This window comes from Pantoea sp. UBA5923, from assembly GCF_002431095.1.
GTDB classification, from domain to species: domain Bacteria; phylum Pseudomonadota; class Gammaproteobacteria; order Enterobacterales; family Enterobacteriaceae; genus Pantoea; species Pantoea piersonii.
Genome location: NZ_DJDN01000020.1, coordinates 132,657 through 159,313, shown reverse-complemented (window position 1 = coordinate 159,313; position 26,657 = coordinate 132,657). Strand labels below are relative to the sequence as shown.

27 protein-coding genes are annotated in these 26,657 nt (G+C 56.9%); 12 read left to right on the top strand and 15 right to left on the bottom strand.

The annotated features are described in order from the left end of the window. Nucleotides 1-42: 42 nt before the first annotated feature. Nucleotides 43-4,512, bottom strand: a complete 4,470-nt coding sequence (gene gltB / locus B3797_RS05345) for a glutamate synthase large subunit (RefSeq protein ID WP_311783251.1) — start codon at nucleotides 4,510-4,512, stop codon at nucleotides 43-45. Nucleotides 4,513-5,362: 850 nt separating this feature from the next. Between gltB and arcB the strand changes: the two genes are divergently transcribed. Next, entirely contained in the window at nucleotides 5,363-7,705 is a 2,343-nt protein-coding gene (arcB, locus tag B3797_RS05340) for an aerobic respiration two-component sensor histidine kinase ArcB (protein ID WP_311783250.1), read from the top strand. An 884-nt stretch (nucleotides 7,706-8,589) separates the two neighbouring features. Continuing rightward, nucleotides 8,590-9,309, top strand: coding sequence for a monofunctional biosynthetic peptidoglycan transglycosylase (gene mtgA, locus B3797_RS05335; protein ID WP_311790581.1), 720 nt, complete (start codon nucleotides 8,590-8,592; stop codon nucleotides 9,307-9,309). Between the two features lie 3 nt (nucleotides 9,310-9,312). On the opposite strand, the gene npr is transcribed toward mtgA, so the two are convergent. The 11 genes from npr to B3797_RS05280 all read right to left on the bottom strand — a co-directional run bounded on the left by npr (nucleotide 9,313) and on the right by B3797_RS05280 (nucleotide 17,304). Further along, nucleotides 9,313-9,585, bottom strand: coding sequence for a PTS phosphocarrier protein NPr (gene npr / locus B3797_RS05330; protein ID WP_311783248.1), 273 nt, complete (start codon nucleotides 9,583-9,585; stop codon nucleotides 9,313-9,315). Beyond that, the gene (gene rapZ / locus B3797_RS05325) at nucleotides 9,582-10,436 is read right to left on the bottom strand and encodes an RNase adapter RapZ (RefSeq protein WP_311783247.1); all 855 of its coding nucleotides are present in this window, start codon (nucleotides 10,434-10,436) and stop codon (nucleotides 9,582-9,584) included. Before rapZ ends, npr begins: the two co-directional genes overlap by 4 nt. 54 nt (nucleotides 10,437-10,490) lie before the next feature. Continuing rightward, nucleotides 10,491-10,970: a PTS IIA-like nitrogen regulatory protein PtsN gene (gene ptsN, locus B3797_RS05320; RefSeq protein WP_120455344.1), complete on the bottom strand. Its 480-nt coding sequence runs from the start codon at nucleotides 10,968-10,970 to the stop codon at nucleotides 10,491-10,493. A 156-nt stretch (nucleotides 10,971-11,126) separates the two neighbouring features. Next, on the bottom strand, nucleotides 11,127-11,414 hold the full coding sequence (hpf, locus tag B3797_RS05315) for a ribosome hibernation promoting factor (protein WP_311783246.1): 288 nt from the start codon (nucleotides 11,412-11,414) through the stop codon (nucleotides 11,127-11,129). Between the two features lie 21 nt (nucleotides 11,415-11,435). After that, nucleotides 11,436-12,869, bottom strand: coding sequence for an RNA polymerase factor sigma-54 (gene rpoN / locus B3797_RS05310; protein WP_311783245.1), 1,434 nt, complete (start codon nucleotides 12,867-12,869; stop codon nucleotides 11,436-11,438). Nucleotides 12,870-12,916: 47 nt separating this feature from the next. Continuing rightward, nucleotides 12,917-13,642, bottom strand: a complete 726-nt coding sequence (lptB, locus tag B3797_RS05305) for an LPS export ABC transporter ATP-binding protein (protein WP_311783244.1) — start codon at nucleotides 13,640-13,642, stop codon at nucleotides 12,917-12,919. A gap of 5 nt (nucleotides 13,643-13,647) precedes the next feature. After that, nucleotides 13,648-14,196, bottom strand: coding sequence for a lipopolysaccharide ABC transporter substrate-binding protein LptA (gene lptA, locus B3797_RS05300; protein WP_120455351.1), 549 nt, complete (start codon nucleotides 14,194-14,196; stop codon nucleotides 13,648-13,650). Next, complete coding sequence (lptC, locus tag B3797_RS05295; RefSeq protein ID WP_120455353.1) at nucleotides 14,165-14,743, bottom strand: LPS export ABC transporter periplasmic protein LptC; 579 nt, start codon at nucleotides 14,741-14,743, stop codon at nucleotides 14,165-14,167. The genes lptA and lptC overlap by 32 nt, the downstream gene beginning before the upstream one ends. Next, nucleotides 14,740-15,306 (bottom strand): 3-deoxy-manno-octulosonate-8-phosphatase KdsC, encoded by a 567-nt coding sequence (kdsC, locus tag B3797_RS05290; protein WP_311783243.1) that lies wholly within the window; start codon nucleotides 15,304-15,306, stop codon nucleotides 14,740-14,742. Before kdsC ends, lptC begins: the two co-directional genes overlap by 4 nt. Nucleotides 15,307-15,319: 13 nt before the next feature. Next, nucleotides 15,320-16,306 (bottom strand): arabinose-5-phosphate isomerase KdsD, encoded by a 987-nt coding sequence (gene kdsD / locus B3797_RS05285; protein ID WP_311783242.1) that lies wholly within the window; start codon nucleotides 16,304-16,306, stop codon nucleotides 15,320-15,322. A gap of 17 nt (nucleotides 16,307-16,323) precedes the next feature. Next, nucleotides 16,324-17,304, bottom strand: a complete 981-nt coding sequence (locus tag B3797_RS05280) for a calcium/sodium antiporter (RefSeq protein WP_311783241.1) — start codon at nucleotides 17,302-17,304, stop codon at nucleotides 16,324-16,326. A gap of 225 nt (nucleotides 17,305-17,529) precedes the next feature. Between B3797_RS05280 and mlaF the strand changes: the two genes are divergently transcribed. From mlaF to murA, 7 genes are all read left to right on the top strand, one after another. Beyond that, complete coding sequence (gene mlaF, locus B3797_RS05275; protein ID WP_311783240.1) at nucleotides 17,530-18,345, top strand: phospholipid ABC transporter ATP-binding protein MlaF; 816 nt, start codon at nucleotides 17,530-17,532, stop codon at nucleotides 18,343-18,345. A 4-nt stretch (nucleotides 18,346-18,349) separates the two neighbouring features. Next, nucleotides 18,350-19,132 carry a lipid asymmetry maintenance ABC transporter permease subunit MlaE gene (gene mlaE, locus B3797_RS05270; protein WP_311783239.1) on the top strand — a complete coding sequence of 261 codons (783 nt, stop codon included), beginning with the start codon at nucleotides 18,350-18,352 and terminating at the stop codon, nucleotides 19,130-19,132. A 4-nt stretch (nucleotides 19,133-19,136) separates the two neighbouring features. Continuing rightward, nucleotides 19,137-19,682, top strand: coding sequence for an outer membrane lipid asymmetry maintenance protein MlaD (mlaD, locus tag B3797_RS05265; protein ID WP_311790580.1), 546 nt, complete (start codon nucleotides 19,137-19,139; stop codon nucleotides 19,680-19,682). A 13-nt stretch (nucleotides 19,683-19,695) separates the two neighbouring features. Then, entirely contained in the window at nucleotides 19,696-20,328 is a 633-nt protein-coding gene (gene mlaC, locus B3797_RS05260) for a phospholipid-binding protein MlaC (RefSeq protein WP_311783238.1), read from the top strand. 2 nt (nucleotides 20,329-20,330) lie between these two features. Further along, nucleotides 20,331-20,636: a lipid asymmetry maintenance protein MlaB gene (gene mlaB, locus B3797_RS05255; RefSeq protein WP_311783237.1), complete on the top strand. Its 306-nt coding sequence runs from the start codon at nucleotides 20,331-20,333 to the stop codon at nucleotides 20,634-20,636. 115 nt (nucleotides 20,637-20,751) lie between these two features. After that, the gene (gene ibaG / locus B3797_RS05250; RefSeq protein WP_120455370.1) at nucleotides 20,752-21,009 is read left to right on the top strand and encodes a BolA family iron metabolism protein IbaG; all 258 of its coding nucleotides are present in this window, start codon (nucleotides 20,752-20,754) and stop codon (nucleotides 21,007-21,009) included. 66 nt (nucleotides 21,010-21,075) lie between these two features. Further along, nucleotides 21,076-22,335, top strand: a complete 1,260-nt coding sequence (murA, locus tag B3797_RS05245) for a UDP-N-acetylglucosamine 1-carboxyvinyltransferase (protein WP_311790579.1) — start codon at nucleotides 21,076-21,078, stop codon at nucleotides 22,333-22,335. 68 nt (nucleotides 22,336-22,403) lie between these two features. On the opposite strand, the gene B3797_RS05240 is transcribed toward murA, so the two are convergent. Continuing rightward, nucleotides 22,404-22,706 carry a helix-turn-helix domain-containing protein gene (locus tag B3797_RS05240; RefSeq protein ID WP_120455374.1) on the bottom strand — a complete coding sequence of 101 codons (303 nt, stop codon included), beginning with the start codon at nucleotides 22,704-22,706 and terminating at the stop codon, nucleotides 22,404-22,406. A gap of 250 nt (nucleotides 22,707-22,956) precedes the next feature. Continuing rightward, nucleotides 22,957-23,928, bottom strand: coding sequence for an octaprenyl diphosphate synthase (gene ispB, locus B3797_RS05235; protein ID WP_311783236.1), 972 nt, complete (start codon nucleotides 23,926-23,928; stop codon nucleotides 22,957-22,959). Between the two features lie 256 nt (nucleotides 23,929-24,184). Between ispB and rplU the strand changes: the two genes are divergently transcribed. From rplU to cgtA, 3 genes are all read left to right on the top strand, one after another. Then, nucleotides 24,185-24,496 carry a 50S ribosomal protein L21 gene (gene rplU, locus B3797_RS05230; protein WP_033749281.1) on the top strand — a complete coding sequence of 104 codons (312 nt, stop codon included), beginning with the start codon at nucleotides 24,185-24,187 and terminating at the stop codon, nucleotides 24,494-24,496. A 15-nt stretch (nucleotides 24,497-24,511) separates the two neighbouring features. Next, on the top strand, nucleotides 24,512-24,769 hold the full coding sequence (gene rpmA, locus B3797_RS05225; RefSeq protein ID WP_006121751.1) for a 50S ribosomal protein L27: 258 nt from the start codon (nucleotides 24,512-24,514) through the stop codon (nucleotides 24,767-24,769). A gap of 229 nt (nucleotides 24,770-24,998) precedes the next feature. Further along, nucleotides 24,999-26,171, top strand: a complete 1,173-nt coding sequence (cgtA, locus tag B3797_RS05220; protein ID WP_120455378.1) for an Obg family GTPase CgtA — start codon at nucleotides 24,999-25,001, stop codon at nucleotides 26,169-26,171. A gap of 40 nt (nucleotides 26,172-26,211) precedes the next feature. Here the strand turns inward: cgtA and B3797_RS05215 are convergent, their stop codons facing one another. Continuing rightward, the gene (locus B3797_RS05215) at nucleotides 26,212-26,628 is read right to left on the bottom strand and encodes a hotdog fold thioesterase (RefSeq protein WP_096072476.1); all 417 of its coding nucleotides are present in this window, start codon (nucleotides 26,626-26,628) and stop codon (nucleotides 26,212-26,214) included. Nucleotides 26,629-26,657: the final 29 nt, after the last annotated feature.

Sequence of the window (26,657 nt, the reverse complement as noted above, 5' to 3'; positions counted from 1 at the left end):
CGGCTATCCCGTCCGGCGCGACGCGCCAGACGGGGCGAACTATTACTGTGCCTGCACACGCAGCTCGGCTGCGGAACGACTGCGGTGACCCAGCAACGCTTTAACATCACTGGACTTGGGTTTAACCAGGGCGAAGCGCGACGACCAGAGCGGCCAGTTGGCAAGGATCTCCTCGCCGCGGCTGGAACCGGTGTGTTGCACATGTTCGGTGATTAAGCCGCGCAGGTGCTCCTCGTGGATCGCCAGCTCGTCGACGTTAAGCACTTCCACCAGCTCCGGGTTGACGCGCTTGCGGAACTCGCCGTCTTCATCCAGCACGTAGGCGAAGCCGCCCGTCATGCCAGCGCCGAAGTTCACGCCGGTGCGGCCCAGTACGCAGACAATGCCCCCGGTCATATATTCACAACCGTTGTCGCCAATCCCTTCAACGACCGTAATCGCGCCAGAGTTACGCACCGCGAAACGCTCGCCTGCGCGGCCTGCGGCGAACAGCTTACCGCCCGTCGCGCCATAGAGGCAGGTATTGCCCGCAATGGTCGCTTCGTGGCTGCGGAACGCGGAGCCGACCGGCGGACGGATCGCCAGCATACCGCCAGCCATCCCTTTGCCGACGTAGTCGTTGGCGTCGCCGGTCAGCGTCAGTTCGACGCCGCCTGCGTTCCACACGCCGAAGCTCTGACCGGCGGTGCCGGAGAAGTGCGCGCGGATCGGATCCGCCGCCAGTCCCTGATCGCCGTGGATCGCCGCGATAGCACCAGAAAGCGTCGCGCCTACGGAGCGGTCGGTGTTGCGGATGTCGAAGAAGAAGGTCTTACTCTGTCTTGCTTCCACAAACGGCATCGCCTGGTCATGCAGCGCCTTATTCAGCTCGCCTTTGTCGAACGGCGGGTTGCTGCCTTCGGTGCAGTGCAGCGCTTTGCCCGGCATCGGCGTCGCGGTTTTCAGCAGCGACGAGAGATCCAGGTTCTGCTGCTTGGCGGTGAAGCCATCCAGCTCTTTCAGCAGATCGGTGCGGCCAATCAGGTCAGTCAGGCGTTTTACGCCCAGGCTGGCCATCAGCTCGCGGGTTTCACGCGCAATGAACTCAAAGTAGTTAGTTACCTTGAAGGGCAGGCCGTGATAGTGGTTCTTACGCAGCTTGTCATCCTGGGTCGCTACACCGGTCGCACAGTTGTTAAGGTGACAGATACGCAGATATTTACAGCCCAGCGCCACCATCGGGCCGGTACCGAAGCCAAAGCTTTCCGCGCCCAGGATCGCCGCCTTGATAATGTCGCGGCCGGTCTTCAGGCCGCCGTCTACCTGCAGACGGATCTTGTGGCGCAGACCGTTGGAGACCAGCGCCTGCTGCGTTTCCACCAGGCCAAGCTCCCACGGACAGCCCGCATATTTGACCGAACTTAACGGGCTGGCGCCGGTGCCGCCGTCATAGCCTGCGATAGTGATCAGGTCGGCATAGGCTTTCGCCACGCCGGTAGCGATGGTGCCGACGCCCGGTTCGGAGACCAGCTTCACTGAAATCATCGCCTTCGGGTTCACCTGTTTCAGGTCGAAAATCAGCTGCGCCAGATCTTCAATCGAGTAGATGTCGTGATGCGGCGGCGGCGAAATCAGCGTAACGCCCGGTACGGAGTAGCGCAGCTTCGCGATGTAAGGCGTTACTTTATCGCCCGGCAGCTGACCGCCCTCGCCAGGCTTGGCGCCCTGCGCCACTTTAATCTGAATCACGTCGGCATTGGCCAGATAGGCTGGCGTAACGCCGAAGCGGCCCGATGCGACCTGTTTGATGCGCGACACTTTATTGGTGCCGTAGCGCGCCGGATCTTCGCCGCCTTCGCCGGAGTTAGAGTAGCCGCCGAGCGAGTTCATCGCTTCGGCCAGCGCCTCATGCGCCTCCGGGCTGAGCGCGCCGATTGACATCGCTGCGGTATCAAAGCGTTTAAACAGCTCGCTGGCCGGCTCGACGTCGTCGATATGGATCGATTCGGTGCCCGGCTGCAGCTCCAGCAGATCGCGCAGCGTCGCTACCGGACGCTCGTTCACCAGCTTCGCGTACTCCTGATAGTCGCTGTATTCGCCGCTCTGTACGGCGCGCTGCAGCGTAGCGACCACATCCGGGTTGTAGGCATGGTATTCGCCGCCGTGGACGTACTTCAGCAGGCCGCCCTGGTCCAGCGGTTTACGCTGCAGCCAGGCGCGCTTCGCCAGATTGATCAGGTCCTGCTGGAAGTCAGCGAAGTTCGCGCCGCTGATGCGGCTGACGACGCCCTGGAAGCAGAGGCTCGACACATCGGCATGCAGGCCCACCGCTTCGAACAGTTTCGAGCAGCGATAGGAGGCGATAGTCGAGATGCCCATTTTGGACATGATCTTGTAGAGACCTTTGTTGATGCCGTTACGGTAGTTCAGCATCACCGCGCGATAATCTTTCTCGATGACGTTGCTGTCGACCATCTTCGCCAGCGATTCATAGGCGAGGTAAGGATAGATAGCGGTCGCGCCGAAACCGAGCAGTACAGCGAAGTGGTGCGGATCGCGCGCGCTGGCGGTCTCAACGATGATGTTGGCGTCGCAGCGCAGGTTCTTCTCAACCAGGCGCGTCTGCACCGCGCCGACGATCATCGGCGCCGGAACCGGCAGACGGTTTTCGCTGATAGCGCGATCGGAGAGCACCAGCAGTACGGTGCCGTTGCGTACCATACGCTCTGCCTCGTCGCACAGGGCGTGCATCGCCTGCTCCAGCGTCTGCGTCGCCGGGTCGAAGGTGCAATCCAGCGTATCGGCGCGATAATATTCGCCTTCCATCGTGGTCAGCTGATTGAAATCGGACCACAGCAGGATAGGGGACTTAAAGCTGACGCGGTGCGCCTGGCCTTCCGCCTCGCAGAACACGTTCATCTCGCGGCCGATGCTGGTGGCCAGCGACATCACATGGTTTTCACGCAGCGGATCGATCGGCGGGTTAGTCACCTGCGCGAACTGCTGGCGGAAATAGTCATAAATGATGCGCGGACGGCTGGAAAGTACGGCGAACGGCGTATCGTCGCCCATTGAGCCGACCGCTTCCTGGCCGTTCTCGCCCAGCACGCGGATAATGGTGTCGAGCTCTTCGCTGCTGTAGCCGAACTGCTTCTGGTATGTCGCCAGCAGCGGGTCGTTAAGCTCGCGGCTGCCGACCTGGTTGTCAGGCAAATCTTCGAACGGCACCAGACGCTTAACGTTTTTCTCCATCCACTCTTTATAGGGATGGCGGCTCTTGAGATCGTTATCGGTTTCCGCCGAATGCAGAATGCGCCCGATACGGGTGTCGATCACCATCAGTTCGCCAGGCCCGACGCGGCCTTTCTCCACCACTTCGTCTGGCTGGTAGTCCCAGATGCCGACTTCGGAGGCGCAGGTGATCAGCTTGTCTTTGGTGATCACGTAGCGCGCCGGGCGCAGGCCGTTACGGTCAAGGTTACAGGCGGCATAGCGGCCATCAGACATCACGATGCCTGCCGGGCCGTCCCACGGCTCCATATGCATCGAGTTAAAGTCGAAGAAGGCGCGCAGTTCTGGATCCATATCCGGGTTGTTCTGCCAGGCGGGCGGCACCAGCAGGCGCATAGCGCGCACTAAATCCATGCCGCCGTTCAGGAACAGCTCCAGCATGTTATCCATTGAGCTGGAGTCAGAGCCGGTTTCGTTAACAAACGGCCCGGCGTTCTGCAGATCGGGGATCAGCGGCGTATTGAATTTGTAGGCGCGCGCACGCGCCCACTGCCGGTTGCCAGCGATGGTGTTGATTTCGCCGTTGTGCGCCATATAGCGGAACGGCTGCGCCAGCGGCCAGCGCGGCACTGTGTTGGTGGAGAAGCGCTGATGGAACAGGCAAATCGCCGACTCCAGACGCAGATCCGCCAGATCGAGATAAAAGCGCGGCAGGTCGGCCGGCATACACAGGCCTTTATAGATATTGACCTGGTTTGAGAAGCTACAGATGTAGAACGCTTTATCGTCGCTCTGCTCAATGCGCTTTTCCGCGCGGCGGCGAGCCATATAGAGACGACGCTCCATATCGCGCGGACGCCAGCCAGCCGGCGCATTGATAAAAAGTTGCTGAATGCGCGGCATAGAAGAGAGGGCAATCTCTCCCAGCACATCCTGATTGACGGGCACGTCGCGCCAGCCGACCACAGAGAGGGTTTCACGGACCACTTCCTCTTCCACGATACGGCGGCTCGCCTGAGCCTCTTCCTCATCGTGGCTAAGGAAAAGCATGCCCACGGCGTAATTTTTCGCCAGGCGCCAGCCTTTCTCTTCCGCCACTACGCGGAAAAAGCGGTCAGGTTTTTGTAATAACAGACCACAGCCGTCGCCGGTCTTGCCGTCGGCAAGGATCGCGCCGCGGTGTTGCATACGGGCCAGCGCATGAATGGCGGTACGCACTACCTTGTGGCTAGGTTCGCCTTCTATATGGGCGATGAGGCCGAAACCACAGTTATCCTTTTCAAGGGATTTGTCATACAACATTTCAGTGAACCTCCCCAGGCTCTGTGGATTCCCTTTGGTCGGGCTACGGGCGCAGAAAGAGCTAAGCGACAGGCTGGCGCGCATCGTGCGCTGCACTCCTTTGTCGCCCCATCTGTCTGGCCGTTGGCGTCGTTGTCACAAGCGTCGTGGTCTTGTTACAGGGGGAATCTCTGTTACTGCATAAATATGACGAGTTGAGCACCCGTCCAGAAAGCTTCCAGCGGATTTCCAACTTATCGGGAAAGCGGAATTACGTCAAATAGCGTTCCTGGTCGTGTTTTTATCAAGGTTAATTGAGTTAATTTCTTGAATTTAATGAAATTTAACCCTAAAAAACTGTCGGTTGACCATTTAGCATGACCGGCGGAAATGTGAACTGTCTCACTGTCATGAAGCGGTCATATCCCTTTAGCGTGCTGGCTTGAAGGGGTTTGACAGCAGAATCTGCTACATAGCAGATTACCCGCACATCATGTATCTGTTTTTCTTATAACGGCATATTTGAATCAAATGCGGGGTCGCCATAAGTAAAATTAATCAAAGCAGGTTCGATTATCCACGCAGTTAAAATGAATTTCTATTCAAAAAAATAAAGAGGTGCCGGGACAACAGAACGCTGTCGGCAAAGAGAAATGAAAGACTTAGATCACAATCGCCGGTAAACAGGCGGCCCTCCAGATTATTCGGTTGGCACAATTAGTCAAGTGATTTAGCGTCTGCGCAGGCATCGTCGCCGATCGTGGCGTCAGATGCACCATAACGGGGCATAACGCGCGCTTTCCTGCGCATCGTCGCGCCAACCGCAGGGTAATTACGCTATGATGAGCCTGTTCTTTTCCAGGGAGTTCGTATGAAACAGATTCGCCTGCTGGCGCAGTATTACGTTGATTTAATGGTTAAGCTGGGACTGGTGCGTTTTTCGTTGTTGCTGGCGTCGGCGCTGGTGGTGCTGGCGATGGTTGTGCAGATGGCGGTGACCATGGTGCTGCGCGGGCATGTCGAGAGCATCGACGTCGTGCGCTCGGTTTTCTTCGGGCTGCTGATTACGCCCTGGGCGGTCTACTTTCTCTCCGTGGTGGTCGATCAGCTGGAAGAGTCGCGCCAGCGTCTGTCGCGGCTGGTAGATAAGCTGGAGGAGATGCGCACCCGCGATTTAGAGCTAAACCAGCAGATGAAAGAGACCATCACGCAGCTCAACCAGGAAATTAACGATCGTATTAAAGCGGAGCAGGCGCGCGAGCAGGTGATGGATAAGCTGCGCGAAGAGATGGCCCGCCGCGAACAGGCGCAGATCGAGCTGGAACAGCAATCTTCGTTTCTGCGCTCTTTCCTCGACGCCTCCCCCGATCTGGTGTTCTACCGCAACATCGACAAGCAGTTTTCCGGCTGTAACCGCGCTATGGAGCTGCTGACCGGAAAAAGCGAAAAGCAGCTGATTGGGCTGACGCCGCGCGATATTTACGATGAGGACGCCGCCAGTAAGGTGCTGGAGACGGATGAGAAGGTTTTCCGTCATAACGTCTCGCTTACCTACGAACAGTGGCTGCAATACCCTGACGGGCGCAAAGCCTGTTTTGAAATCCGCAAAGTGCCTTACTACGACCGCGTTGGCAAACGCAGCGGGCTGATGGGCTTTGGCCGCGATATAACCGAGCGTAAGCGCTATCAGGACGCGCTGGAGAACGCCAGCCGGGAGAAAACCACCTTTATCTCAACTATCAGCCACGAGCTGCGTACGCCGCTTAACGGCATTGTCGGCCTGAGCCGTATTCTGCTTGATACCGATCTCAATCAGGAGCAGTTGAAGTACCTCAAAACCATCCACGTTTCCGCTATTACGCTCGGCAATATCTTCAACGACGTCATTGAGGTGGACAAGATTGAGCGCCGCAAGGTGCAGCTGGATAACCAGCCGCTCGACTTCACCGGCTTCCTCGCGGATCTGGAGAACCTCTCCGGGCTGCTGGCGCAGCCGAAGGGGCTGAAGTTCGTTATGGCGCCGAACCTGCCGCTGCCGCATAAGATTTGCGCTGACGGCACGCGCCTGCGTCAGATCCTGTGGAACCTTATCGGCAACGCAGTGAAGTTCACCCAGCATGGGGAGATCGTAGTGCGCGTCGCCTATGAGCAGAACGAAACGCTGCGCTTTGAGGTTGAGGACTCCGGGCAGGGGATTCCGCAGGAGGAGCAGGACAAGATTTTCGCCATGTACTATCAGGTGAAAGATCAACACGGCGGCAAACCGGCGACCGGCACCGGCATTGGACTGGCGGTATCGCGTCGGCTGGCGCAGGCAATGGGCGGCGATATCAGCGTGCGCAGCGCGCCGGGGCAGGGCTCCTGTTTTACCGTACTGATTAAAGCGCCGCGCGTGGCGGAAGAGGTGGAGGATGATGACAGAGACGACAGCATGCCGCTGCCGGCGCTGCACGTCTTGCTGGTAGAAGATATCGAGCTGAACGTGATCGTGGCGCGCTCGGTGCTGGAGAAGCTGGGCTGTAGCGTTGAAGTCGCGATGACAGGCCAGGCCGCGCTGGAGATGTTCGACCCGCTGGAGTTCGATCTCGCCCTGCTGGATATCCAGCTGCCGGATATGACCGGTCTCGACGTTTCGCGCGCTATCCATCAGCGCTACCCTGGTGCCAGCCTGCCGCCGCTGGTGGCACTGACCGCCAACGTGCTCAAGGACAAGAAAGAGTATCTGGACGCCGGTATGGATGACGTGCTCAGCAAGCCGCTATCCGTACCGGCGCTGACCGCCATGATTAAAAAGTTCTGGGATCATCAGAGCGAAGAGAGTGAGGCTGAACGCCCCGAAAGCGATAGCAAGACGCGCACGCTGCTTGATGTGCCGATGCTGGAACAATATATCGAGCTGGTAGGCCCTGGCCTGATTACGCAGAGCCTGACGATGTTTGAACAGATGATGCCTGGCTATCTGGAGGTGCTGGATTCAAATCTGATGGCGCGCGATCAGAAAGGCATTGCGGAGGAGGGACACAAAATCAAAGGCGCGGCGGGATCGGTTGGGTTACAGCATCTACAGCAGGTGGCCAGGCAGATTCAGAGCCCGGAACTGCCGGCATGGTGGGACAACGTAGGCGAATGGATCGAAGAGCTAAAACAGGAGTGGCGTCATGACGTTCAGGTGCTGCGCGACTGGGTAGCGGAAAGAGAAAAGTCAGGGTCTTAAAAAAAAATGACCCCAGTCGAAGACCGGGGTGCGCGAATACTGCGCCAACACCAGGGAAAAAGGCGCTGTTGCTATACTTAGAGGAGTTAAAGTGCAGCAGCGTGGTATTGGTTAACGTCTGTCATCACCTTAGCAAATTCATCAATGACCAGGGAAAGATTCATTAAAATGTGTGATGTTGAGCAGCGTTTAAATACAGAAAACATTAATTTGGCAACACAGTCAAGTAAGGAATTAGTTTCTGCGTTGCATTGCGCTTATTTTGATCAATTGTACTATTTTTTGTGCGGTTTTTGTTTGCCAGAACGAACGGAGCATGGCCTCAGGCAAGAGAAAAAGCGTCTGACTGGCAACGGACACTTTTTATCAATGTAAGGCAATGAAATTTATGGGATAACAGGGTATTTACCTCGCTTTATCCAAAACGTTTTGGAAAGCACGCCTGTAAAGTTCCAGATTTGATTTAAGTCGTACTGCTTTACAGGGGTTAGGCCGGGAAAGCGAACGCTATTGACCCCACCAGAAAGATCAAATTAGCAGTCCGAAGCTGTATATTGTGTAACCATCATAGTCAAATGGTGAAATGCAGAACAGTGCGCTAAAGAGCATAGTTTAGAAAGGTGAATGATTCGAAATCATCCTTATCACAAATGATTAAGTATAGAGCGTGAAAACCGATAAGCGATTAGGGCGTATGGAACCGATTCCTTTTTAACGGAAGTGCTTGATGTCATTCGATCTGTTTTGAGATTCTGGTAGTAAAATGTCGCTGTTAAGGATAAAAAAAACGCATTTTATTGCGCTTCTTCAGCGATTTTGACCAAGACGGGACTTTTATCACGTCGGTAATTGATTAATGCAGGGAACAGGTAAGAGAACATTGCATGAGCAAGAATAAAGGGAGCCGCTGGCGCCGTATTAAACGAGCCGGCATCGACGCTGTCGTCGTTATCCTCGGTATCTGGGCGGCTGGGATTGCCCTGTTTGCCTTCCTGCCCGTACCCTTTTCAGCGGTGATGGCGGAACGGCAGGTTGGTGCCTGGCTGCGCGGCGATTTTCATTACGTCGCGCATTCCGACTGGGTGGGGCACGACGAGATCTCCCCCTGGATGGCGCTGGCGGTCATCGCCTCGGAAGACCAGAAATTCCCAGAGCACTGGGGCTTTGACGTCGGTGCAATTGAAACGGCGCTGGGCAGCGAAAGCGAACGCATGCGCGGCGCTTCAACGCTGTCGCAGCAAACGGCGAAGAATCTCTTTCTCTGGGATGGACGCAGCTGGGTGAGAAAAGGGCTGGAAGCGGGATTAACAGTGGGCATTGAAACCGTCTGGACGAAACGGCGCATTCTGACGGTTTATCTGAATATCGCCGAGTTTGGGCAGGGAACCTTTGGCGTAGAAGCGGCGGCGCAGCGTTATTTTCATAAACCGGCCAGCCGCCTGACGATAGCCGAAGCCGCGCTGCTGGCGGCTGTGCTGCCTAACCCCATCCGCTTTCGCGCCGATGCGCCTTCAGGCTACATACGCCAGCGTCAGCAGTGGATTATGCGTCAGATGCGCCAGCTGGGCGGTGAAGGCTTCCTGCTGCGTAACCACCTTAGCTAGCGATTAGTCTTCGTCGAAACCAGCCTCGAAAAGTTCGATAACGGCAGCCAGCGCCTGCTGTTCTTCCGGGCCGCTGGCTTCGATTTCAATATGCCCGCCCTTTGCCGAGTCGAGCATCAGCAGCGCGATAACGCTGCTGGCCTCCGCCTCGGTCCCGGACTCGTTACGCAGCAGAACCTCAGCGTCAAAGCTCTGCACCAGTTCAAACAGCTTCATGGCCGGACGCGCATGCATGCCCAGCCTGTTTTTAATTTCTACAGTTTGTTTGACGGTCATGATTTGCGTTTTTCCAGCGTGCGATGGCGCGACTGTACATTTTTGCCGCGTGAGCGGAAGTAGTCCGCCAGCTGCTCGGCGATATAAACCGAACGGTGTTTACCGCCCGTACAGCCGATAGCGACGGTCAGATAGCTGCGGTTGTTGGTTTCCAGCATCGGCAGCCACAGCTCAAGGTAGCTACGCGTCTGGTAGATAAAATTGTGCACTTCGGTATGGCGATCGAGAAACGCCGCGACGGGGCGATCGAGGCCGGTCATCGGACGCAGCTTGGGATCCCAGTGCGGGTTAGGCAGAAAGCGCACGTCGAAAACGTAGTCGGCATCGATAGGGATGCCATGCTTGAAGCCAAACGACTCAAATACCATCGTCAGCTCGCGTTCGCGCTTGCCCAGCAGCCGCGTGCGCAGCATCTCCGCCAGCTCGTGAACCGACATCTCAGACGTATCGATAATTAAATCGGCCCGTGAGCGCAGCGGCTCCAGCAAATCGTTCTCTTCGTCGATAGCGCTTTCCAGCGACAGGTTCTTACTGGAGAGCGGATGCAGGCGGCGCGTATCGCTGTAGCGGCGGATCAGCGTATTGCGATCGGCGTCCAGAAACAGCAGCTGCGGTGAAAAGGCGTCCGGCAGATTATTCAGCGCAGTTTCAAAAATTTCCGGCGACTCCGGCATGTTGCGCACGTCGATGCTGACGGCAGCCGAAATATTACGCTCTACCAGCGAGTTCGCCAGCTCGGGCAACAGCACCACGGGCAGGTTATCGACGCAGTAGAAACCCATATCTTCAAGCGCGCGTAGCGCCACCGATTTTCCTGAGCCTGACCGACCGCTAACGATCATCAGCACCATGACCTTCTCTCCCGTTTTAAACCGGCGCGCACGCCGGTAAAAGCGCAGCGCGCGTTACTGCTCCTCTGGAGCTTCTGTAATAATGGCGTAGAGTTCTTCATCGCTTTGCGCTGCGCGCAGGCGGCGACACACGGTCTTGTCAGCCAGACGTTTCGCGACCAGAGACAGGGTGTGCAAGTGAGTTTTGCACTGGTCCGCGGGCACCAGCAGCGCAAACAGCAGATCGACCGGCTGGTTGTCCACCGCGTCGAATGCGATAGGCTGGTCAAGGCTGATAAAGACGCCTACGGCGCGCAGCGTATCCTCTTCCAGCTTGCCGTGTGGAATAGCGATACCGTTGCCGATGCCGGTACTGCCCATGCGTTCACGGGTCAGGATCGCTTCAAACAGCGTTTGATGCGGCAGATTAAGCTGCTTCGCTGCCAGTTCGCTGATAATTTCCAGCGCGCGCTTTTTACTCTGGCAGTGTACGCCGTTGCGCGTACAGTCCGGCGTCAGCACGGTGCTCAGTTCCAGTGTCAGATCGTTGTTCATTGTCGTTTCACTTGCGAGTTCACAGAGCCGCGAGCCTGCCGCGCTTAACAGCCGCGCGGTATCCCGTGGCGCTTGCACAGATGGCAAAACGGGGCGGTAAATCCGCCCCATCCAGACCGCCCTGAGCGCGCGGCGCGCGCTCTGCAAGCGTGAAGGTTAGTGTTTTTTCAGTTTGTCTTTATGCCGGGTTAGCTGACGGGCGAGTTTATCGACCAGCCCGTCAAGCGCCGCATACATATCTTCCGCTTCCGCCGTGGCGTGCAGCTCGCCGCCGTTGACATGCAAAGTCGCTTCCGCAACCTGAGTGACCTTTTCCACTTTCAGAACAATATAAACCTGATTGATACGATCGAAATAGTGTTCCAGTTTGGCAAATTTACTGCTGATGAATTCACGCAGCGCTTCGGTGATTTCAACATTTTGCCCAGTGAGGTTTAGCTGCATAGGTCTTCCTTCTCATTTCTGTCAAACCAGCTGTTTACGCTGGTTGGAGGGCGGGATAGATAAAGACTCGCGATATTTAGCGACGGTTCGGCGCGCCACCATGATGCCTTGTTCAGATAACATGGAGGTAAGCTTACTGTCACTCAAGGGTTTAGCGGGATTCTCCGCCGAGATTAATTTTTTCACCAGCGCGCGAATAGCCGTAGAGGAGGCTTCGCCACCGCCTTCGGTATTGACGTGGCTGGAGAAAAAATATTTAAGTTCAAAAATGCCGCGCGGGCTGTGCAGATATTTCTGCGTGGTCACGCGCGAAATAGTGGATTCATGCATATCCACGGCCTGCGCGATATCCGCCAGCACCATCGGACGCATAAACTCTTCGCCCTGTTCGAAAAAAGCCTGCTGCTGCTCAACGATGCAGCGCGTCACTTTCAGCAGCGTATCGTTGCGGCTTTCCAGGCTTTTAATCAGCCATCGCGCCTCTTGCAGATTGCTGCGGATAAACTGGCTGTCGCTGTCGTTACGCGCGGCGCCGCCCATAGCGGCATAGTGTTGATTGATCTTCAGTCGCGGCACGCTGTCGGCATTCAGTTCTACCGTCCAGCGCGTGCCGATCTTGCGTACCAGCACGTCGGGAATGACATATTCCGGCTCGCCGGTCTGTACCGACTGGCCAGGGCGCGGATCCAGCGACTGGATCAGCAGCATCGCCTCTTTCAGCACATCTTCTTTGAAACGGGTTACGCGCATCAGGCTGCGGAAATCGTGATTAGCCAGCAGATCGAGGTGGTTGCTGACAATCAGGCGCGCTTCGGCCAGCATCGGCGTGGTCGGCGCGAACTGAGAAAGCTGCACCAGCAGGCAGTCGCGCAGATCGCGCGCGCCTACGCCCACCGGATCGAAGCGCTGGATACGCTTCAGCACCGCCTCGACCTCATCCAGCGCCAGCTCGTCATTGCCCATGCTGTCGAGGATCTCGTCAAGCGAAACGGTAAGGTATCCGGTATCGTCGATAGCATCGACGATCGAGGTGGCAATAGCGCGATCGGTATCGGTGAAAGGGGTGAGATCCACCTGCCACATCAGGTAATCCTGTAGCGACTGCGTTGTCTCACCCTGATAGATCGGCAGTTCGTCATCCTGATAATCAGTGCCGGTGCCGGAAGGCGTGCCTGCGGTGTACATTTCGTCCCAGGTGGCGTCGAGCGGCAGATCGTCCGGCATCTCTTTCTGTTCAAGCGCCTCGCGCGTGTCCAGCACCTCATCTTCCTGATAGTCGCGGCTGTCGATCTCTTCATGCACTTCAGCCTGTTCCAGCAACGGATTGCTCTCCAGCGCCAGCTGCAGCTCTTGCTGCAGCTCAAGCGTAGAGAGCTGCAGCAGCCGGATTGCCTGCTGCAACTGCGGAGTCATTGCCAGCTGTTGGCTGAACCTGAGTTGCAAACCTTGCTTCATATTCAGGACGAAATTTCCTAAGCAAACATCGTATTAACGACACCTTATCAGAGTCTGAACTCTTCGCCCAAATAAACCCGTTTAACCTGCTCATCTGCAAGAATTTCATTGGGCGTGCCGTGGGCGATAAGACGCCCCTGGCTGACGATATAAGCGCGTTCGCAAACCGCCAGGGTTTCACGCACGTTATGGTCGGTAATCAGTACGCCGAGGCCGCTGTCGCGCAGGTGCTCGATAATCTTTTTGATGTCGATAACCGAGATGGGATCGACGCCGGCAAAAGGCTCATCAAGCAGGATAAATTTAGGATTAGCAGCCAGCGCGCGAGCGATTTCTACGCGGCGGCGTTCGCCGCCCGACAGCGCCTGACCCATGCTGTCGCGCAGATGGGCGATATGAAACTCATCCATCAGCTCGTTGGCGCGATCCTGGCGCTGCTCTTCGGTAAGATCGTCGCGGATTTGCAGCACCGCCATCAGGTTGTCATAGACGCTCAGGCGGCGGAAAATCGACGCTTCCTGCGGTAGATAGCCGATACCGCGACGCGCGCGCGCGTGCAGCGGCAGAATGCTGATATCGTCCTGGTCGATCACGATGCGGCCAGCGTCGCGCGGCACGATGCCGACGACCATATAGAAGGTGGTGGTCTTACCCGCGCCGTTAGGGCCGAGCAGGCCGACGATCTCGCCGGATTTCACCTGCAGGCTGACATCTTCCACCACGCGACGGCCTTTATAGGCCTTCGCCAGGTTTTCTGCGATTAATGTGGCCATAGCGATCAGTTACTCTTTTTCGGGCTGTTAGCGTTCTTGTCCTGCAGCTGCGACGGCACCAGCACAGTGGTGACGCGTTTGCTCTGGCCCTGGCTGTAGGCCTGCATTTTCTGCTCTTTGACCAGATAGGTAATGCGGTCGCCTTTAATATTGCTGTCCTGCTGCTCAATGTAGGCGTTGCCGGTCAGCTCAACGAAATCTTTTGCCAGCTCATAGTGCAGTTTGGCGGCGTGGCCCTGAACCGGCTTGCCGCTGTCCTGCATCTGATAGAAGGTAGCGGGATTGCCGTAGGCATCGACGATGGTTTTGTTGCTGTCGCCGCCGGGACGCGTCACCACCACTTTGTCAGCGGTGATTTTGATCGTTCCCTGGGTCACGATGACGTTGCCGGTAAAGGTCGCCACATTGCCTTGCAGATCGAGCGCCTGATTCTCGGAATCGATGTTGACGGGTTTGTCCGAGTCGCCGGTCACCGCCAGCGCGGGCAAACTGGCCGCCAGCAGCGCGCCGACCAGGAAAAACTTAAGGCTGTTGTTGTGCATTTTGGATTTCATAATAAGTTTTGACCTTTTCAATCAACTCGGCGTTTTTCGTCCGTAAATTTCCGCGCATCTTCATGCCGGTAGAGTTAAAACCGCGCCCGAATAAGGTTACCTGATCGTCGGACGTCACATCCTGCGAGACGAGGTTGACCTGCGCGTTGTCAGTTTTGATGCGCTGAAGCTGCGAATCCTGCGTCAGGGTGTTCACCTCGACATGGCCATACAGATACAGCATACGATCTTTCGTTAATTTGGCTTTATCGGCGCGCACAGACCAGGTTGGCACCTTATTTTCGTCGTAGGTGGTCATGACCGGCTTGTCGAACCAGCTCACCTCATCCGCCGAGAAATAGGTTACTTTTTCCGACACCAGTTTGTAGGCCAGCGCCCCTTGCGGGTTGTAGACCACGGTATTCGAATTCGCGCTGGTATAGGTCGGTTCCTGATCGTTGGCGGCGACCGGCGCGCTATTGTCATCCTGGCTGGTCAGGTTCCAGCCGATCAGCACCAGCGCAATCAAGGCCAGAATCAGCGTTATCCAACGCCTGCTTTTACTCATACTGATTGCCCTTTGGCATCCTCAAATTTGTTCTGCGCCATTAAAATCAGGTCGCACAGTTCGCGCACTGCGCCGCGTCCGCCCGCAATGCGCGTGACGTAATGGGCGCGCGGCAGCAATACCGGATGCGCATCCGCTACCGCCACGCTCAGCCCTACGCGGGCCATCACCGGCCAGTCAATAAGGTCATCGCCGATATAGGCGACCTGTTCGTCGGAAAGCGACAGTTTATCCAGAAGTTCGCGATAGGCCAAAAGCTTATCGGACTGTCCCTGGTAAAGATGACGAATGCCTAAAGTTTTGCAGCGATCCTCCATCAGGCGCGCATTGCGCCCGGTAATAATCGCTACCTCTATATCAGAGGTTAGCAAACAGCGGACGCCGTAGCCGTCGCGCACGTTAAAGGCCTTCAGCTCTTCGCCATTATTACCCATATAGATCACGCCGTCCGACATCACGCCGTCGACGTCGCAAATCAGCAGCCGGATCTGGCTGGCGCGCGCCATCACCTCCGCGCTGACCGGGCCGTAGCAGGTTTCCACCAGGGAAGTATTTACCGACATTCTCATTTCCTGTTCAGACTACGCCGGCGCGCAGCATGTCATGCATATGTACCACACCGAGCAGACGATCGTCATCGGCCACCAGCAGTGCGGTAATGTTTTTGTTTTGCATCAGGTTCAGCGCTTCTACCGCCAGCATATTGGGACGAACCCGAATGCCGCCGCGCGTCATGACTTCCGAAATAGTGGCCTTCTGGAAGTCGATGCCCATATCGAAGATGCGGCGCAGGTCGCCGTCGGTAAAGATGCCTTCGATCTTCATCAGATCGTCGACAATTACCGTCAGCCCTAAATTTTTACGCGTGATCTCCAGCAGCGCGTCGCGCAGCGAGGCGTCGCGCGTGACGTGCGGGATCTCGTCACCGCTGTGCATAATGTCGCTGACGTGCAGCAGCAGCTTGCGTCCCAGCGCGCCGCCCGGATGCGACAGCGCGAAATCTTCTGCGGTAAAGCCGCGCGCTTCCAGCAGCGCGACCGCCAGCGCGTCGCCCATTACCAGCGTCGCAGTGGTGCTGCTGGTAGGCGCGAGTCCGAGCGGGCAGGCTTCCTGAGGCACTTTCACACACAGGTGCACGTCCGCGACGCGGCCCATCGCGCTGTCGGGGCGGCTGGTAAGGCAGATAAGCTTCACATGCTGCCGCTTCAGCACCGGGATCAGCGCCAGAATCTCATTGGACTCGCCGCTGTTGGAGATGGCGAGCACAATATCACTGTGGCCGACCATGCCGAGATCGCCGTGGCTGGCTTCGCCGGGATGCACGAAAAAAGCGGGCGTGCCGGTACTGGCGAAGGTAGCGGCCATCTTTTTGCCGATATGGCCCGATTTGCCCATGCCCATAACGACGACTTTGCCCTGGCAGCGATAGATCATCTCACAGGCGCGCGTGAAATCGTCGTTAATATACTGGTCCAGCTGCTCCAGACCTTCACGCTCAATGCGCAGTACCGCTTTTCCCGCCGTCTGAAAGTCGAAATTCGCAATTGAAAGCTGAGTTGACATGGCAAATCGGTCCTTTGTTATCCGTCGATGAAAGCGGGCTGAATCCACAAAAGCGCGCCCCAGACGATGAAACCACAGAGTAAGAACGCACCCGCAACGCGGCCGATGCGGCGGCTGCGTTGCAGGCAGAGCAGGGCGAACAGCACGCTGACTCCCAGCATCACCCAGTAATCGCGCGCAAAAGCGTGTTCATCGACGCTGCCGGGGTTTATCAGCGCCGGTAAGCCCAGCACGATGGCGATATTATAAATATTGGCGCCGATTAAATTGCCGATAGCGATATCATCTTCGCCCTTCAGCGCGCCCGCCAGCACCGTCGCCAGCTCCGGCAGGCTGGTGCCTACCGCAATGAGCGTCCCGCCCATCACCAGTTCGCTGACGCCGAAGTAATCGGCAAAGGCGGTAGCGTTGTCGATCACCATGCGCGTCGCCATCGGCAAAATAATCAGCGCGACCGCCAGCCAGAGAAAGGCTACCGTATTGCCGCTCTCTTCACGCGGCAGTTCTGCAAGCTGTTCGCGCGTCAGGGTGTCGCTATTGTCCCGTTCGGCGCGGCGGGCAAAGCGGATCGCCACCAGCAAATAGACGATGGCGATAGCGATCAGGCCGAGACCGTCAAGGCGGCTCAGGTAGTTATCGAACAGCATCAGACCGCTGAGTAGCGAGACCAGCAGCATCAGCGGTAGCTCGCGTCGTACCAGATTGGAGTATATGTTCAGGGGGTGCAGCAGCGCCGCGGCACCGAGTATCAGTAGAATGTTGGTAATGTTGGAGCCCAGCGCGGTGCCTACGGCGAGATCCATCTGACCATGCTGCGCCGCTGAAAAAGAGAGGATCATCTCCGGCAGCGACGTGCCGATGCTGACGACCGTCATGCCGATAATCAGCGGCGGGATACCAAAGGATCGACACAGGATCGCGGCGCTAAACACCAGGCGATCGGCACCATAAGCCAGTAAAATCAAACCGATGATCAGCAGGGCAGAGGCTACGAACATGGAAAATCCTTGGATGAAATGCGTTGCCGGCACGTCTTGTGCGGCAGGTTTCAGGTTCTGTCATCATAAACAGGCGCTGATTTTGACCGTCTGAGCGGCAAAAGTAAATTTTATGCCCGCTTTAGCCAAATGAAGGCGGTAAGTTTCTGTAAAGCTATCGTGTGCTGGCGTGTTACAGGCTACCATCGTACGCTTTATAACGCCCGCTCCACAGAAGAGGTAATAATGGACCAACAGGAAACGAACCTGGTTGAGGTTCGTGGCGTCAGTTTTTCACGCGGCGATCGTCCAATTTTTGACGATATTTCGTTGACGGTGCCAAAGGGAAAAGTCACGGCCATTATGGGACCGTCGGGCATAGGTAAAACTACGCTGCTTCGCCTGATCGGCGGCCAGTTACAGCCCGATCGGGGCGAGATCTGGTTTCGCGGCGAAAACATTCCTCGGCTGTCCCGCGCGAAACTCTATGAAACCCGTAAAAAGATGAGCATGCTGTTCCAGTCCGGCGCGCTGTTCACCGATCTGACCGTCTATGAAAACGTGGCCTGGCCGCTGCGCGAGCATACTCAGCTTCCTGCGCCGCTGCTGCACAGTACGGTGATGATGAAGCTGGAGGCGGTGGGATTACGCGGCGCGGCGCAGCTAAAACCGGCAGAGCTTTCCGGTGGTATGGCGCGGCGTGCGGCGCTGGCCCGCGCTATCGCGCTTGAGCCGGAGCTGATTATGTTCGACGAACCTTTCGTCGGCCAGGATCCCATTACCATGGGCGTGCTGGTAAAGCTGATCGACGAGCTGAACCACTCGCTGGGTCTGACCTGCATTGTGGTATCGCACGACGTGCCTGAGGTACTCAGCATCGCCGACAGGGCCTATATCGTGGCCGGGCAGAAAATCATCGCTCAGGGCAGCACGCCGGAGCTGCGGGAAAACCCCGATCCGCGCGTGCGTCAGTTTCTGGATGGGATTGCGGACGGACCTGTCCCGTTCCGGTTTGCCGCCGGAGACTATCTTGCCGATTTAATCGGCTCAGGGAGAATGTAAGCCAATGTTGTTAAAGGCGCTGGCGTCATTGGGACGTCGGGGAATTAATACCTGTTCCACCTTTGGCCGGGCAGGCTTAATGCTGTTTCACGCGCTGGTGGGCAAACCTGCCTTTCGTAAACACGCGCCGCTGCTAATCAGGCAGCTCTATAGCGTCGGCGTTTTGTCGCTGCTGATCATCGTGGTTTCCGGGCTGTTTATCGGCATGGTGCTGGGGCTGCAAGGCTATCTGGTGCTGACAACCTACAGCGCGGAAACCAGTCTCGGCATGCTGGTGGCGCTGTCGCTGCTGCGCGAGCTGGGGCCGGTGGTCACCGCGCTGCTGTTCGCCGGCCGCGCCGGATCGGCACTGACGGCGGAGATTGGCCTGATGAAGGCGACCGAGCAGCTCTCCAGCATGGAGATGATGGCGGTGGATCCGCTGCGTCGCGTCGTTTCGCCGCGCTTCTGGGCGGGCTTTATCAGTATGCCGCTGCTGACGCTGATCTTCACCGCCGTCGGTATTGCAGGCGGCGCGCTGGTAGGCGTGAGCTGGAAGGGCATCGATCCCGGCTTTTTCTGGTCGGCGATGCAAAACGCGGTCGATTTTCGCACTGACGTAATCAACTGCATTATCAAAAGCGCCGTTTTTGCCGTGACGGTCACCTGGATCGCGCTGTTTAACGGTTACGACGCGATTCCGACCTCTGAAGGGATTAGCCGCGCGACGACGCGCACCGTGGTGCACGCCTCACTGGCGGTGCTCGGTCTGGATTTTGTGCTGACAGCACTGATGTTTGGGAACTAATGCAATGCAAAGCAAAAAAAGCGAAATTTGGGTTGGCGTGTTTATGCTTCTGGCGCTGGTGGCGATGCTGTTTCTCTGCCTGCGCGTAGCAGATCTTAAGTCGCTCGGCACGCAGCCGACCTGGCGGCTCTATGCTACCTTCGATAATATCGGCGGGCTGAAAGTAAGCTCGCCGGTCAAAATCGGCGGCGTGGTGATTGGCCGCGTTACCGACATCTCCCTGGAACCTAAAACCCTGCTGCCGCGCGTCACTATGGCGATCAGCGACGAGTACGCCAATAAGATCTCTGACACCAGCTCGCTGGCGATCCGCACGCAAGGCTTACTCGGCGAGCAGTTTTTAGCATTGAATTTAGGTTTCGACGATCCCGAACTGGGCTCGGCGATGTTGAAAGACGGCGATACGCTCCGCGATACCAAGTCGGCTATCGTGCTGGAAGACCTGATTGGTCAGTTCCTGTATAAGAGCGGCGGCGACAATAAAAATGGCACGAATAACAAGGATCCGCAGAGCGCCGACAGCGCGCCTGCGGCCCCGGCCCAACCTTAAGAGGTAAAAATTAATGTTTAAGCGTTTACTGATGGTTGCCATGCTGGTCATCGCGCCGCTGGCTGCGGCGAATGCAGCCGATCAAACCAACCCCTATAAGCTGATGAACGAAGCGGCGGCGAAAACCTTCACCCGCCTGAAAAACGAGCAGCCGAAAATCAAGCAGAACCCCAACTACCTGCGCGACGTGGTGCGCCAGGAGCTGCTGCCATACGTTCAGATTAAGTATGCCGGCGCGTTAGTGCTGGGCCGCTACTACCGGGAAGCGACGCCGGCGCAGCGTGAAGCCTATTTCAACGCGTTCGGCGATTATCTGGCGCAGGCTTATGGCCAGGCGCTGGCGCTCTACCACGGCCAGACTTATCAGATCCAGCCGGAGCAGCCGCTGGGCAACGCCAATATCATCGCGATTCGCGTGACCATTCTCGATCCCAACGGTCGCCCGCCGGTACGTCTGGATTTCCAGTGGCGTAAGAACAGCCAGACTGGAAACTGGCAGGCCTACGATATGGTGGCGGAAGGGGTCAGCATGATCACTACCAAACAGAACGAGTGGAGCGACCTGCTGCGCACCAAAGGCATCGACGGCCTGACCGCGCAGCTTAAAACCTACGCGGCGCAGCCGATTACGCTGGATAAACAGTAACGATGCATGAGTCATTACGCTGGCAGCGTGACGCCAGCACGCTGTCGCTGTACGGCGAACTGAACCGCGATACGCTGCTGGCGCTGTGGCAGCAGCGCGACACGCTGATCGACAAAGCGGAGATTATTGACGTCTCGGGACTGGCGCGCGTCGATTCAGCCGGTCTGGCTTTGCTGGTTCATCTGCGGGAAATTGCGCGTGCGCAGGGCATTACGCCGCGTTTTAGCGGCATCAGCGAAAAATTGCAGTCGCTGATTACTCTCTACAATCTTCAGCAGATTATTGTTTCTGCGGAAAAAAGCAGCTGATCGCTTTTCTGCTCTGTTAAGCCCCTGTTTTTCGCAGGGGCTTTTGCATGTTTAAGAGTCCGCCGCTTTCCTCTAAGATGTTACCCTTTATTATTTTCAACTTAAGTAATGAGCAATGGAAAACAGTGAAATTCAGGCTGTGCTGATGAAAGCGCTGCCGCTGGAAGAAGTGCATGTGATGAGCAACGACGGTAGCCACTTTCAGGTGATTGCCGTAGGTGAAATGTTTGGCGAACTGAGCCGTGTGAAGAAACAGCAGGCCGTTTACGCGCCGCTGATGGAATACATTGCCGACAACCGCATTCATGCCGTCTCCATTAAAACCTATACCCCTGCTGAATGGGCGCGTGACCGTAAACTCAACGGTTTCTGAGCCTGCATCATGGGCGCTCGCCGCTGGCGAGCTCTACCCGTCTTTAGTTAATTGAGAGCCGTGTTAATGGACAAATTTCGTGTGCAAGGCCCCACCCGTCTGAGTGGTGAAGTGACCATTTCCGGGGCGAAAAATGCCGCGCTGCCGATTCTGTTTGCTGCGTTGCTGGCTGAAGAGCCGGTCGAGATCCAGAACGTGCCGAAGCTGCGCGATATCGATACCACTATGAAGCTGCTGAGCCAGCTGGGTGCGAAGGTTGAGCGCAACGGTTCCGTCCACGTTGACGCCAGCAAAGTCGATATTTACTGCGCACCGTATGAGCTGGTGAAAACCATGCGCGCATCTATCTGGGCGCTGGGCCCGCTGGTGGCGCGCTTTGGCCAGGGACAGGTTTCTCTGCCGGGCGGCTGCGCGATTGGCGCGCGTCCGGTCGATCTGCATATTACGGGTCTGGAGCAGCTGGGCGCGGAAATCAAGCTGGAAGAGGGCTACGTTAAGGCCTCTGTCAACGGCCGTCTGAAAGGCGCGCATATCGTGATGGATAAGGTAAGCGTCGGCGCGACGGTCACCATCATGAGCGCCGCGACGCTGGCGACCGGCGTCACCATCATTGAGAACGCAGCGCGCGAGCCGGAAATTGTCGATACCGCCAACTTCCTGATTACGCTGGGCGCGAAGATCAGCGGCGCAGGCACCGATAAGATCACCATTGAAGGCGTTGAGCGTCTGGGCGGCGGCGTCTACCGCGTGCTGCCGGATCGTATCGAAACCGGCACCTTCCTGGTAGCGGCGGCGATCTCAGGCGGTAAAGTGCTGTGTCGCAACACCCAGCCGGACACGCTGGACGCGGTGCTGGCGAAACTGCGCGACGCGGGCGCCGGCATTGAAACCGGCGATGACTGGATCAGCCTGGACATGCATGGCAAACGCCCTAAAGCGGTAAACGTGCGTACCGCGCCGCACCCTGGCTTCCCGACGGATATGCAGGCGCAGTTCACCCTGCTTAACCTGGTCGCGGAAGGGACGGGCGTGATCACCGAAACGATTTTCGAAAACCGCTTTATGCATATTCCTGAGCTGATTCGTATGGGCGCGCACGCGGAGATCGAGAGCAACACCGCTATCTGTCACGGCGTGGAAAAACTCTCCGGCGCACAGGTAATGGCGACCGACCTGCGCGCATCGGCGAGTCTGGTGCTGGCGGGCTGCATCGCTGAAGGCACGACGCTGGTGGATCGCATCTACCATATCGATCGCGGCTATGAGCACATCGAAGACAAGCTGAAGGCGATGGGCGCTCAGATTGAGCGCGTAAGCGGCGAGTAATCGCGACTTTTATCGTTACTGAAACCAGCCACGTTCGCGCGGCTGGTTTTTTTGTGCCTGAAGGATCTTCAGGTGCTGGTGGGATCCTGCTTGCACTTCTCATGCCCTGAAGGGGATCGAATACGCTTTTTACGATCCAGCAGCAGATGCGTCTTCGGATCGTAGTAGCGGCTTGGCCAGATCTCAGCGGGATGGACGTTAATCGCGTCGGCAATCAGCCATTCGCCTTTTGGCCATGGACGCGACAGGGCATTCGCCAGCGTGGATGAACTTAATCCTGCCTGGCGTGATAATGCCGCCAGCGTTGTACCGCGTCTGCGCAGCGCGGCTATCACATCGGCTGGATGCCAGTCTTTATTCCTTTTTTGCATATCGCATTCTCCTTGTTCCTTGCATGTCTGTTCCCTGTATAGCCAGGGGCGTTATCGGTTTCTCTTATCTGGAAATTTATAGAAATTTTATAACAGAAACGTTCCATTTCTTTCCAGTAATTTTTGGACCAGTCCCGAGAAGTGCGCGTCACCACGCAAAAGCGCGGCAACAGACAGAAGGTATTGCTGAAAAAGGCGAAGCGGAGAGGAAAATCAGAGAGCGGAGCTGCGCAGGCAGCTCCGGGGGATATCAGAAATCGCGCTGTACAGACATATGCGCCAGCGATTCAAGCGCGCTGCGCCAGGGCGATTCCGGCAGTGCGCTGAGCGCCTCAATCGCTTTATCCGCTTCCTGTTCGGCGCGCTTGCGCGTCCACTCCAGCGAGCCGCACTGGTGCATCGCGGCCAGCACCGGTTCAAGAAGATGACGGCCGTTGCCCTGTTCGATCGCCTCGCGGATCATTTTCGTCTGTTCCGGCGTGCCGTTATGCATCGCATGCAGCAGCGGCAGCGTCGGTTTGCCCTCGCTCAGATCGTCGCCGGTATTTTTACCCAGCGTGGCGCCGTCGGCGCTGTAGTCGAGCAGATCGTCGATTAACTGGAAAGCTGTGCCAAGGAAGCGTCCGTAATCCTGCATCGCTTGTTCCTGCGCCGGAGTCGCCTCGGCGAGAATGGCAGATGCCTGCGACGCCGCCTCGAACAAACGCGCGGTTTTGCTGTAAATCACGCGCATATAGCTCTCTTCGGTGATGTCAGGGTCGTTGACGTTCATCAGCTGTAATACTTCGCCTTCGGCGATCACGTTCACCGCTTCGGACATCAGCGCCAGGATACGCAGCGAACCCATGCTGGTCATCATCTGGAAGGCGCGCGTATAGATAAAATCGCCGACCAGCACGCTGGCCGCATTGCCGAACGCCGCGTTCGCGGTGGCTTTGCCGCGACGCATATCGGATTCATCCACCACGTCGTCATGCAGCAGCGTCGCGGTGTGGATAAATTCGATCAGCGCCGCGTTAGTGACGTGCAGTTCGCCCTGATAGCCCAGCGCGCGTGCTGAGAGCACGGCGATCATCGGGCGGATGCGCTTACCGCCGCCGCTGATGATGTAATAGCCCAGCTGATTAATCAGCGAGACCTCGGAATTCAGCTGGTCGAGGATGGTCTGGTTGACGGCCGCCATATCCTGTGCGGTTAATTCATTAATTTGTTCTAAGTTCATTCGTCTGTTCAGCTTTGACTCGTTTCAACGGCTCATGGTACGTGCTTTAACCAGCCTGAGTTCAGGTAATCTGTTACTGATTGTACTTGAATTTTCCGGATGAGAAACGTTTGCGATCGGCCTGTGTTTTTTTTCTGCAAGAGAGTGCAAAGTGCACTTGTCTTCTGCTGGAGTTTTGCGTAGAATTCGCGCCCTATTGTGAATATTTATCGCGCCGCCTGATGAACGAAAGGCATGCGCAGAAGCGGAGTTTTATATGTACGCGGTTTTCCAAAGTGGTGGTAAACAACACCGAGTAAGCGAAGGTCAGACCGTTCGCCTGGAAAAGCTGGACATCGCAACCGGTGAAACCATTGAGTTTGACCAGGTGCTGATGATCGCAAATGGCGAAGACGTGAAAATCGGCGCGCCACTGGTTTCAGGCGGCGTGATCAAGGCTGAAATCGTTGCTCACGGTCGTGGCGAGAAAGTTAAAATCGTTAAGTTTCGTCGTCGTAAGCACTACCGTAAGCAGGCTGGCCACCGTCAGTGGTTCACTGATGTGAAAATTACTGGCATCAGCGCTTAAGAGGAGATCTGACAAATGGCACATAAAAAGGCTGGTGGCTCGACTCGTAACGGTCGTGACTCCAATGCAAAACGTCTGGGTGTAAAACGTTTCGGTGGCGAATCTGTTCTGGCAGGTAGCATCATCGTTCGTCAGCGTGGCACTAAATTCCACGCCGGTAACAACGTAGGTTGTGGTCGTGACCACACTCTGTTCGCTACCGCAGACGGCAAAGTAAAATTCGAAGTGAAAGGTCCGAACAACCGTAAATACATCAGCATCGTTGCTGAGTAAGGTTGTCGTGACGCAGACAGCGACTGTCTGAACGCACGAATAAAAGCCCCGCAGCCATTGCGGGGCTTTTTACATTCTGCGACCTGTCGTTCTGTATTGCTGTACACTTTATGTACGCCTGATGCAAATCAGTCCTGATTTATCCGCCGCCGGTCAGCGCAGACAGACCCTGGCGGACCCGTTCGCTGCTCTCTCAGGAGCGCGAACGATTGTGTGACGGAGAAATAAAATGAAGTTTGTTGATGAAGCGACAATCCTGGTGGTTGCCGGCGATGGCGGCAATGGCTGCGTCAGCTTCCGCCGTGAGAAATATATTCCTAAAGGCGGCCCGGACGGCGGCGACGGCGGCGACGGCGGTGACGTTTACCTGGTTGCCGACGAAAACCTGAATACCTTGATTGACTACCGCTTTGAAAAATCTTTCCGCGCCGAGCGCGGTCAGAACGGCCAGAGCCGGGACTGTACCGGCAAGCGCGGTCAGGACATCATCGTCAAGGTGCCGGTTGGCACGCGCGTGATCGATCAGGGTACCGGCGAAACGCTGGGCGACATGACGCGCCACGAGCAAAAGCTGATGGTCGCCAAAGGCGGCTGGCACGGGCTGGGCAACACCCGCTTTAAGTCTTCGGTAAACCGTACTCCGCGTCAGAAAACCATGGGTACGCCGGGCGAGAAGCGCGATTTACAGCTGGAGCTGATGCTGCTGGCCGACGTCGGCATGCTGGGCCTGCCGAACGCCGGCAAATCGACCTTTATCCGCGCCGTATCGGCGGCTAAGCCAAAAGTGGCGGACTATCCGTTTACCACGCTGGTGCCGAGCCTGGGCGTGGTGCGTATGGACAGCGAGCAGAGCTTTGTGGTTGCCGATATCCCGGGCCTGATTGAAGGCGCTGCTGAAGGCGCTGGCCTCGGCATCCGCTTCCTGAAGCACCTGGAGCGCTGCCGCGTGCTGCTGCACCTTATCGATATCGCGCCGATTGACGAGTCCGATCCGGTGGAAAACGCGCGTATTATTCTCGGCGAGCTGGAAAAATACAGCGACAAGCTGTTCAACAAGCCGCGCTGGCTGGTGTTCAACAAAGTTGACCTGATCAGCGAAGAGGAAGCGCAGGCGCGCGCCAAAGCGATTGCTGAGGCACTGGGCTGGGAAGAGAAGTACTACCTGATCTCTGCGGCAAGCCGCCAGGGCGTTCAGGATCTCTGCTGGGACGTGATGAGTTTCATCAACGCCAACCCGAAAGAAGCGGAAGAAGAAGAGAAGAAACCCGAGAAAGTCGAATTCATGTGGGATGATTACCACCGTGAAGCGATGGAAAGCGCGGTTGAAGAAGAAGATGAAGAGTGGGATGACGACTGGGACGAAGATGACGACGAAGGCGTCGAAATCATCTACCAGCGTTAATGCCGGAAAAAAAGGGACAGCGAAAGCTGTCCCTTTTTGTTTATCCCAGCACCGCCACCGTCAGACGCGACGAGCAGCAGAGCTGGCCGCGCGCGTTGCGGATCTCTATCTGCCACACCTGATTGCGTGAGCCGATATGCAGCGGACGGCAGATGCCGCGCACTTCGCCGCTGGAGACTGAGCGGTGGTGGCTGGCGTTCACCTCAATGCCGACCACGCTTTTTCCCTCTTCGGTGCAGAGGTAGCCAGCGATCGATCCCATCGACTCCGCCAGCACCACCGACGCGCCGCCGTGCAGCAGGCCGAAAGGCTGATGGGTACGCGCGTCGACCGGCATCACCGCTTCCAGATAGTCGTCGCCGATCGCGGTAAAGCGGATGCCGATATGCGCCACCAGCGAGTTCTCGCCGATAGCGTTCAGCGCGTCGAGATCGGTTTCGCGTTTCCAGATCGCCATCGGTCAGGCTCCCAGCGTCGCGCCGCCGT

Bases quoted from the DNA above. Each gene is read 5' to 3' on its own strand.
- npr (WP_311783248.1), bottom strand. From the start codon at position 9,585: ATGACCGTCAAACAAACTGTAGAAATTAAAAACAGGCTGGGCATGCAT.
- mlaF (WP_311783240.1), top strand. From the start codon at position 17,530: ATGGACCAACAGGAAACGAACCTGGTTGAGGTTCGTGGCGTCAGTTTT.
- arcB (WP_311783250.1), top strand. From the start codon at position 5,363: ATGAAACAGATTCGCCTGCTGGCGCAGTATTACGTTGATTTAATGGTT.
- B3797_RS05240 (WP_120455374.1), bottom strand. From the start codon at position 22,706: ATGCAAAAAAGGAATAAAGACTGGCATCCAGCCGATGTGATAGCCGCG.
- lptB (WP_311783244.1), bottom strand. From the start codon at position 13,642: ATGGCCACATTAATCGCAGAAAACCTGGCGAAGGCCTATAAAGGCCGT.
- rplU (WP_033749281.1), top strand. From the start codon at position 24,185: ATGTACGCGGTTTTCCAAAGTGGTGGTAAACAACACCGAGTAAGCGAA.
- mtgA (WP_311790581.1), top strand. From the start codon at position 8,590: ATGAGCAAGAATAAAGGGAGCCGCTGGCGCCGTATTAAACGAGCCGGC.
- kdsC (WP_311783243.1), bottom strand. From the start codon at position 15,306: ATGTCGGTAAATACTTCCCTGGTGGAAACCTGCTACGGCCCGGTCAGC.
- lptC (WP_120455353.1), bottom strand. From the start codon at position 14,743: ATGAGTAAAAGCAGGCGTTGGATAACGCTGATTCTGGCCTTGATTGCG.
- hpf (WP_311783246.1), bottom strand. From the start codon at position 11,414: ATGCAGCTAAACCTCACTGGGCAAAATGTTGAAATCACCGAAGCGCTG.
- rapZ (WP_311783247.1), bottom strand. From the start codon at position 10,436: ATGGTGCTGATGATCGTTAGCGGTCGGTCAGGCTCAGGAAAATCGGTG.
- B3797_RS05215 (WP_096072476.1), bottom strand. From the start codon at position 26,628: ATGGCGATCTGGAAACGCGAAACCGATCTCGACGCGCTGAACGCTATC.
- B3797_RS05280 (WP_311783241.1), bottom strand. From the start codon at position 17,304: ATGTTCGTAGCCTCTGCCCTGCTGATCATCGGTTTGATTTTACTGGCT.
- rpmA (WP_006121751.1), top strand. From the start codon at position 24,512: ATGGCACATAAAAAGGCTGGTGGCTCGACTCGTAACGGTCGTGACTCC.
- mlaD (WP_311790580.1), top strand. From the start codon at position 19,137: ATGCAAAGCAAAAAAAGCGAAATTTGGGTTGGCGTGTTTATGCTTCTG.
- kdsD (WP_311783242.1), bottom strand. From the start codon at position 16,306: ATGTCAACTCAGCTTTCAATTGCGAATTTCGACTTTCAGACGGCGGGA.
- murA (WP_311790579.1), top strand. From the start codon at position 21,076: ATGGACAAATTTCGTGTGCAAGGCCCCACCCGTCTGAGTGGTGAAGTG.
- lptA (WP_120455351.1), bottom strand. From the start codon at position 14,196: ATGAAATCCAAAATGCACAACAACAGCCTTAAGTTTTTCCTGGTCGGC.
- gltB (WP_311783251.1), bottom strand. From the start codon at position 4,512: ATGTTGTATGACAAATCCCTTGAAAAGGATAACTGTGGTTTCGGCCTC.
- mlaC (WP_311783238.1), top strand. From the start codon at position 19,696: ATGTTTAAGCGTTTACTGATGGTTGCCATGCTGGTCATCGCGCCGCTG.
- ptsN (WP_120455344.1), bottom strand. From the start codon at position 10,970: ATGAACAACGATCTGACACTGGAACTGAGCACCGTGCTGACGCCGGAC.
- rpoN (WP_311783245.1), bottom strand. From the start codon at position 12,869: ATGAAGCAAGGTTTGCAACTCAGGTTCAGCCAACAGCTGGCAATGACT.
- cgtA (WP_120455378.1), top strand. From the start codon at position 24,999: ATGAAGTTTGTTGATGAAGCGACAATCCTGGTGGTTGCCGGCGATGGC.
- mlaB (WP_311783237.1), top strand. From the start codon at position 20,331: ATGCATGAGTCATTACGCTGGCAGCGTGACGCCAGCACGCTGTCGCTG.
- ispB (WP_311783236.1), bottom strand. From the start codon at position 23,928: ATGAACTTAGAACAAATTAATGAATTAACCGCACAGGATATGGCGGCC.
- ibaG (WP_120455370.1), top strand. From the start codon at position 20,752: ATGGAAAACAGTGAAATTCAGGCTGTGCTGATGAAAGCGCTGCCGCTG.
- mlaE (WP_311783239.1), top strand. From the start codon at position 18,350: ATGTTGTTAAAGGCGCTGGCGTCATTGGGACGTCGGGGAATTAATACC.